This is a genomic window from Actinophytocola sp., from assembly GCF_036402745.1.
Lineage (GTDB): Bacteria > Actinomycetota > Actinomycetes > Mycobacteriales > Pseudonocardiaceae > Actinophytocola.
Genome location: NZ_DASWSJ010000377.1, coordinates 1 through 4,320 on the forward strand (window position 1 = coordinate 1; position 4,320 = coordinate 4,320).

Here is a 4,320-nt window from a genome sequence, read left to right on the forward strand (position 1 = left end):
CGATGATCTACGAGACAGGCCCTTAACCTAGGTTGTCGGTCTGGAAGGTGTTGCAGCGGTTCGGGTCGCCGGTGTCGAAGCCGGTTCGGTACCACTTCTGGCGTTGGGCCGACGAGCCGTGGCTGAACTGGGTCGTGTCCACGTGGCCGCCGCCCAGCTCACGTTGGATGTAGTCGTCGCCGATGCGGGACGCGGCGTCCAGGGCGGCGTTGACGTCGTCCTGGGTGACGCCGGTGATCAGGGGCTTGCCGGACTCCGTGGGGGTGGTCGTGGCGTGGTTGGCCCACGCGCCCGCGTAGCAGTCCGCCTGCAGCTCCAGCCGCACCGAGCCCGACTGCGGGCCCGTTCCCCGGCCGACCTGCTCCGACGTGCCGAGCAGGTTCTGCACGTGGTGGCCGTACTCGTGCGCGAGCACGTAGCCCTCGACGAACGGGCCGCCGGTCGCGCCGAACTTCTGCTGGAGCTCCTGGAAGAAGGTGAGGTCGATGTAGACCTCGCCGTCCGCCGGGCAGTAGAACGGGCCCGACGCGGAGGTGGCGTTGCCGCACCCGGTCCGCACGCCGCCGGAGAAGAAGTTCGTCTGCGCTTCCTGGTAGCCGCGGCCGGAGGCGGCGAACTGGTCGGTCCAGTAGGCCTGGACCGAGTTGATGAGCGCCACCGCGCGGCAGTCGGACTCCCGGTTGGCGTCCGCGCCGGTGCGGCACTTCTCCGCGATCGCCTGCGAGCCGACCTGCTGGTCCTGACCCACGTCGCCGAAGCCGGACGGCGGCAGCGGCGTGCCACCGCCGCCGAGCTGCGAGACCAGGAAGTAGATGATCAGCCCGACGACGCCGAGCCCACCACCGCCCAGGGCGACCCGGCCGCCCACCCCGCGCTGGTCACTGACCTGCGACGAGTCGAGCTCGGCGTCCTCGTTGAACCTCACCGCGCGTCCTCCAACCAGCGCCGACACAAGACCAGGAAGATGCTCCCACGCGCACGGAACCGCGGCATGACAACGGGTGCGCCGCTACTCCGGACGGTTCGGCGACAGGGCCAGCGCCGCGGTGTCGTCGTCGAGGCCGTCGCCGAAGCCGGCGAGCAGGTCGGCCACCGCGGCGATGACCGCCGGCGCCGGGCTGGGCGCGAGCGCGGTGACGAACTCCCGCAACGCCTGGTCACCGAAGCGGGCCCGGGTGGCGCCCGTGCGTGCCTCGGTGAGCCCGTCGGTGTAGAGGAGCAGCGTGTCCCCCGGCGTCAGAACCAGCGTCGTGGCGGCGAAGTGCGCGTCGCGCAGGATGCCCACCAGTTGCCCACCCGGCGTGGGCACGTAGTCGGCCGTCCCGTCGGCCCGCAGCAGCAGCGCGGGCGGATGGCCGCCGCTGGCGAGGGTGACGGCACAGCCCCGCGCGGTCGGGGTCAGCACGCCGAAGATCACCGTGCAGAACCGCGAGCCGGTGGCGTGGGACTCGTGGGCGAGCACGGCGTCGAGGTTGCCCAGCACCGCGACCGGGTCGTCGTCGTACACGGCCGCGGAGCGCAGCGTGTACCTCGTCAGCGACGTCACCGCCGCGGCGGCGGCGCCCTTGCCGCACACGTCGCCGAGGAAGAACCCCCACCGGCCGGCGGAGAGCGGGAACAGGTCGTAGAAGTCGCCGCCGACCTGGTCGGGCGAGGCGTGGTGGTAGTGCGCGGCCACCCGCATGCCCGGCACCTCGGGCAGCACCGGGGGAAGCAGGGTGCGCTGCAGCGTCGCCGCCAGCTCCTGCACGCGCTCCCGGTCCCGGTCGGCCTGGCGCCGGGCTCGCAGCAGCTCGAGTTCGTAGGTGCGCCGGTCGCGCGCGTCGAAAACGGTGGTGCGGATGAGCAGCGGCCGGCCGTCGGCGTCGGTCTTGACCACGGACGTGACCAGGACCGGCAGCCGGGAGCCGTCCGCGGCCACCAGCTCGAGCGCCACCCCGCCGAGCTCGCCCTGCATCCGCAGCAACGGCGCGAAATGGGTCTCGTGGTAGATCCTGCCGCCGACGGTCAGCAGGTCCGCGAAGGGCCGCCCCACGACGTCGGCCCGGGCCAGGCCGAGCCACCCGAGCAGCGTGGCGTTGACCTTCGCGACCTGACCGTCCACTGTGGTCGAGAGGTACCCGCACGGCGCGTTCTCGTACAGGTCCTCGGCGCTGTCCTCGAGCAGGGCCGACGGCAGCGCGGGCGGCCGGTCCGCCCCGGCGCCGGCCGCCGTCACGGCCCCGCGAAGGCGGCGATGGCCTCGATGGTCGGCTCCGGCGCGCTGAGCTGCGGGCAGTGGCCGGTGGCGTCGAGCGTGACGAGCGTGCTGCCCGCGATCTCGGCGTGCACGAACGCACCCACCTCCCGCGGCGCGATCACGTCCTGGGCGCACTCGACGACCAGCGTCGGGACGGTGACCTTGGCGAGGTCGGCGCGGTTGTCGGACAGGAACGTGGTGCGTGCGAAGACCCGGGCGATCTCGGGATCGGTGCGGCAGAAGCTGTTGGTCAGCTCCTCCCCCAGCTCCGGGCGCTCCGGGTTGCCCATGATGACCGGCGCCATGGCCGCGGACCAGCCGAGGTAGTTGCTGTCCAGCGACTCCAGCAACTCGTCGATGTCGGCGGCGCTGAACCCGCCGTGGTAGTCGCCGTCGTCGAGGTAGCACGGCGACGGGGTGAGCAACACCAGCTTGGCGAACCGCGCGGGCTCCGCGGTGACGGCGAGTACCCCGATCATCGCGCTCACCGAGTGACCGACGAAGGTCACCTCGCGCAGGTCCAGCTCCCGGCAGATGCTCAGCACGTCGTCCGCGTAGCCGGCCAGCGTCGCGTACCGCCGCGGGTGCCACGCCGACAGGTCCGACCGCCCGGCGCCGACGTGGTCGAACAGCACCACCCGGTAGTCCTCCGCCAGCCGCGGCGCGACCAGCCGCCACAGGTTCTGGTCGCATCCGAAGCCGTGCGCGAGCATCACCACCGGCCCGTGCTCCGGACCGGTGACGACGACGTTGTTCCGCGCGACCACGTCCATCTCAGGACCGCAGCCAGCCGAGCAGCGCGGCGTAGACGGCGTCGTGGTGCAGCAGGTCGAAGTGGTGCATCCCGCCCAGCCACCGGACGTCCGCGGTCTGGCTGGGGTCCGCCGCGCTCGAGGGCGCCACGAGCCCGTCACCCACCAGCCGGCTCCACAGGCTGCCCTCCGCGCGGGACAGGGTCACGGCCAGGAAGAACTGCCGCACCCCGGCCGGAAGAACCGTGTCGACGGACCGCCCGCCGTCCCACTGGTCGCGGTGCAGGCGTCCCCGGGCGAGGTCCTTGATGCCGTCGCTGCGCAGCCCGAGCAGCCGGCCCAGCGGCGCCGAGGCGGCGAACCCGCCGAGCACCCCGGCCAGCCGGACCACCCCGCGCTCGAGCGGCGCACCGGTGTGCGGGCTGCCCAGGCACACGAGCCGGGTGACCTTCGGCAGCCACGGCAGCGCCCGCTCGTTGGCCTGGTGCACGGCGCTGCGCGCCACCAGCCCGCCCATCGAGTGTCCGACCAGCACCACCTCGCGGACCGGCGCGGGCCAGCCCTCGATCAGCTCGCCGAGCAGGTCGACGAGCTCCTGGCCGTTGTCGGAGATGTGCCGGCCGGTGTTGTACCGGACGTAGACCGGGGTGCAGGGCAGGTCGGCGGCGAGCCCGCTGCCGAAGTCGGTGCCGGACCTCGCCTTCTCCGGATCCGCCTCGTGGAACCACGACCGGTCCGTCTCGACCAGCCCGTGCAGCAACACCACCACCCGGCCCGAGGCCGACGGGTAGGCCGCCGCGAGCGAGCCGCGGTCCAGGTCGACGCGCCGGCCGTCGAGCCGCACGGTCATGGTCGCCGGCACGGCGCCACCACGCGCCTCCGCGTGCTCGGCGAACGCCCCGTTCGCGAAGCCGACGGCCCGCTGCACCCCGCGGGCGTCCAGTACCGTCGGCGCGTACCTGACCGTGGTCCGCGCCGCGAGTTGGAGCACCGCGCCACCGGCGAGGACGCCCACCCGCACGGCGTCGTAGACCCGCGAGGCGACCAGGCGGTGCGCGTCCGGCGCGAGCGTGCGGTGCATGTCCTCGACGGTGCCCAGCACCCCGGTCACGACGTCGGTCAGCAGGTGGACGCCGGCATCCAGCTCACCGCCGACCGTCGGCGTCTCCTCGGGTGCCATGACCAACCCCTCACCTGCCGGCTCCTGGCCCGAAGCCTAATACGGCGACGGCCCACCACCGTGGTGACGCGCGCCTCGGGTGCCCTGGTCGGCGGCGAACGAGGCGATCCAGGCCAGCGCGGAGTTCCAGTTGATCGCCACCTCGTTCG

Annotated in this window: 4 protein-coding genes; all 4 read right to left on the reverse strand. The window is 73.2% G+C overall.

Features of this window, described 5'->3' with window-relative positions:
• Positions 1-22: 22 nt before the first annotated feature.
• Positions 23-925: a KPN_02809 family neutral zinc metallopeptidase gene (gene ypfJ, locus VGD70_RS33170; protein ID WP_331088432.1), complete on the reverse strand. Its 903-nt coding sequence runs from the start codon at positions 923-925 to the stop codon at positions 23-25.
• A gap of 84 nt (positions 926-1,009) precedes the next feature.
• Positions 1,010-2,218 carry a PP2C family protein-serine/threonine phosphatase gene (locus VGD70_RS33175; RefSeq protein WP_331088434.1) on the reverse strand — a complete coding sequence of 403 codons (1,209 nt, stop codon included), beginning with the start codon at positions 2,216-2,218 and terminating at the stop codon, positions 1,010-1,012.
• Positions 2,215-3,012, reverse strand: a complete 798-nt coding sequence (locus tag VGD70_RS33180; protein WP_331088436.1) for an alpha/beta hydrolase — start codon at positions 3,010-3,012, stop codon at positions 2,215-2,217. The genes VGD70_RS33175 and VGD70_RS33180 overlap by 4 nt, the downstream gene beginning before the upstream one ends.
• A 1-nt stretch (position 3,013) precedes the next feature.
• Entirely contained in the window at positions 3,014-4,171 is a 1,158-nt protein-coding gene (locus VGD70_RS33185) for an alpha/beta hydrolase (protein ID WP_331088438.1), read from the reverse strand.
• Positions 4,172-4,320 lie beyond the last annotated feature (149 nt).

Bases quoted from the DNA above. Each gene is read 5' to 3' on its own strand.
- VGD70_RS33180 (WP_331088436.1), bottom strand. From the start codon at position 3,012: ATGGACGTGGTCGCGCGGAACAACGTCGTCGTCACCGGTCCGGAGCAC.
- VGD70_RS33185 (WP_331088438.1), bottom strand. From the start codon at position 4,171: ATGGCACCCGAGGAGACGCCGACGGTCGGCGGTGAGCTGGATGCCGGC.